General features: G+C 37.5%; 3 protein-coding genes. All 3 read left to right on the top strand.

Annotated elements, in window-relative coordinates; all coding sequences use genetic code 11:
- The first annotated feature begins 280 nt into the window (after positions 1 to 280).
- Positions 281 to 1588, top strand: coding sequence for a hypothetical protein (locus IM509_RS22275; protein ID WP_287717353.1), 1308 nt, complete (start codon positions 281 to 283; stop codon positions 1586 to 1588).
- A gap of 148 nt (positions 1589 to 1736) precedes the next feature.
- Entirely contained in the window at positions 1737 to 2477 is a 741-nt protein-coding gene (locus IM509_RS22270) for a Uma2 family endonuclease (protein WP_185236945.1), read from the top strand.
- A 115-nt stretch (positions 2478 to 2592) separates the two neighbouring features.
- Positions 2593 to 3069 (top strand): Uma2 family endonuclease (locus IM509_RS22265; protein WP_287717352.1); only part of this gene is annotated, 477 nt, incomplete at its 3' end.

Genomic DNA, 3069 nt, shown 5'->3' with positions numbered 1-3069 from the left:
GGCGGATATTATCTTTGGCTTGGCCTACTATCACGATTAATGGGAAATAGTCTATTGTCTATTAAAATTGTTGTATGTAGTTTGATTGCTCTTCAGATTATTCTTTACTATTTAAGGCTCTTCTGGTTTCTGTGTGGAAACTAGGTCTATACTGATAGAATATCCGCAAAATAGTCCTAAAAGTCTTTCCCAGTAAACATTTCACGATTCCATAAGCAAAAATTATCACACAAAGTCGAGAAGAGCCTATTTAATAGTTAAAGCTATTTACAAAAATCCGTTGTTCAGAATTTTGGTATTCATCAGCTGCCTATTTTGGAGTTATTTTTATTTTAGGGTAGTAGGAGGAGATTTATACTTTCAATATTTTCCTTTAAGAACTTTATTTCCTTGTCTTTTACTGGTCACTTCGTTCTATATATCTGAAAGAAAATTTCTCGATAAAGCTACTTTTTCCATTGGATTTTTAACAATTAACTTACGAGATTTGATTCTAGATTTTATAGTGGCAATGGCTCTATTAAGTAATTTTGATTCTGGTGTAGTTGTGTTGATTATGTACTTTTTTATTTACATTTGGAATGAGTTTAAAATAGATGGTTTTAGCGCAAAAAACATGATTAAAAGATTAGCGGGATTTAGTATAAATCTCATAATTATCATGTCCATAGTTATTTTTGGCTTTAGAATTATTGCTGGAGAATTTATAAATTTTCTCAATTATACGGGTTCTACTCTTAAATTTGGCTCTGGCTTTCTAGGTTTGCCTTTTCCAGATAATATATGGATGATATTTATGGTTGTTTACGGTTTTAACATCATACAATCTTTTCAGAGTCCTATTGAGGATAAAAACGCTAAGTATCGTTTTGTAATTGCCATCTGGGGAATAGTTAGCCTCTTTTATTTTGTCAATAGAAGTCATCCTTGGAATTTGTTATTTGTATCACTTCCATTTTTTCTTTCCTATGGTTGTTTGATTGATTATGCCTTTAGTTCTTATCAACAAAAAATGTCTGAATCTGAACCGAAATTGATGCAGAATAAAATTGCATTGAGGGAGTTCTTGCCAATCCTATTGCCCAATTCGTTTGAGCTATTCAGACTCTCCCTTGTCAGTGTATTAGTCATGCCCTTTATTATTATGTCCCTAATCGCTTGTGTAAAATTTATCCCCTTAACTATATCCAATTTTAAAAGCCCTAAAAGCTATTCGCAAATGTCTGCTTTAGTCAGCTTGTCCGAGAGAGTGGCTACATTAGAAAAACAATTAAACCGCCCATCAATTCTTCTTTCAGATTCATTTGAATCCTATTATTATCTTCACAAAAACAGAAAAGTATTGTTTTATCCCGAGATAACTTCTATTTTCTCTGAGGACAATTCTTTTCAGCCCCGTTTTATTGATGCTCTCAATAAATTCAATCCAATTGTCACCCTATGTCCCATAAATGTACCTGTCATAAAAGAAAATCTTCATGACACTTTTTTACAATTACTCTATGAGAATAATTACAAGCTTGTAGAGTCAGGGAAAAACATAGATGACCCTATCCTGAAAAATTGTCAGATTTACATAAAAGATTAGAATTGTAATAGAATCAGAGAATCTTGACAAAATCACATAACCTAAAACGAGCCGAAGGCTTGGCAGCACAAATGCGGTAGCAATTGGGTTGACATTGACAATGGTTTATGATAAGAAAGTGGCATCAGTTGTTCACCCCAACCAACCAATGGCTCAAGAAACCCTCCTAATTGCAGCTAACCCACAAGGGATCAAGCTACCACCGACCGAAGATGAACTACCTTCTGATGATGGTATTCCCATGGAAACCCAGCGACACGGACTGCAAATGCAGTTATTAGTCAGACCTCTCTCCCGGTGGTTAAAAAACCAAGGACGGGAAGCGTTTGTCGGAGGCAATATGTTTGTTTACTTTAGCCCCAATCAAGTGCGTAACGAGGATTATCGCGGGCCCGATGTATTTGTCGTTGTGGACGTGCCTCGAAAAGAACGGAAAAGCTGGGTCGTCTGGGAAGAAGAAAAAGCTCCTGATGTGGTGATTGAGTTGCTTTCTGAAAGTACAGCAAAAAAAGATAAAGAAGAGAAAAAGCTTATCTATCAGAATCGTTTGCGGGTGACAGAATACTTTTGGTATGATCCCTTTGACCCAGAAGATTTAGCGGGACATCGCTTAGAAGGGGGTGTTTATAAATCTTTAAACCCAGATGCTCAAGGCAGGTTCAGCAGCGAAATATTAGGGCTAGTGTTAGTGCGGTGGCAGGGAATTTATGGGGATGAACAAGAGCCGATTACTTGGCTACGTTGGGCAACAGCAGAGGGGCAATTGCTCCCCACCATAGAGGAGTTGGCCGAGCAGGAAAAGCAACGGGCCGAGCAGGAAAAGCAACGGGCTGAACGCTTGGCAGCAAAATTAAGAGCGCTAGGAGTTGAAGTTGATGATAGTGTATGAAATAATTGCAGGCATTGTTCACCTACAGGTCTATTTTATAATTAATTTAATGCACCTACTTAGTCGTGGACAGTTTATGAGAGCTTATTAAATATAGAAAGGACTGTTTAGGACAATGACACCATCTGCTATTGATTTACCCCCAAAATCACCGCCAATCACCTGGGAAAAACTGCCAGATGATTTTGTATTACCTGACGAACCTGTGGACAATAACCTGCAACCTCTCTTAGCAGCCGCTTTACGCGAATCCCTAGAATTAGCAGGACTAATTCTAGAATCGATGTTAATTGCTTCTAATTTTGGCTTATGTGCTACCGTTAAAACTCAAACAGTTGTCAAAGCACCTGATTGGGTTTATATTCCCTCAGTCAAACCGATTCCCATCGGAAAAATTCGGCGCAGTTACACTCCCCATCTTGAAGGAGAAATTCCAGCTATTGTCCTAGAATTTATCTCGGAAACCGAAGGGGGTGAATATTCCATCAACCCTCACTATCCCTATGGAAAATGGTATTTTTACGAGCAAATCTTACAAGTACCTGTCTATGGAATTTTTCAGCCAAAAACGGGAGAATTAGATGTTTATTGT

The sequence above is a fragment of the Microcystis sp. M31BS1 genome (genome assembly GCF_020245285.1).
Lineage (GTDB): Bacteria > Cyanobacteriota > Cyanobacteriia > Cyanobacteriales > Microcystaceae > Microcystis > Microcystis panniformis.
This window is presented reverse-complemented; position numbering and strand designations above follow the sequence as displayed.

Bases quoted from the DNA above. Each gene is read 5' to 3' on its own strand.
- IM509_RS22270 (WP_185236945.1), top strand. From the start codon at position 1,737: ATGGCTCAAGAAACCCTCCTAATTGCAGCTAACCCACAAGGGATCAAG.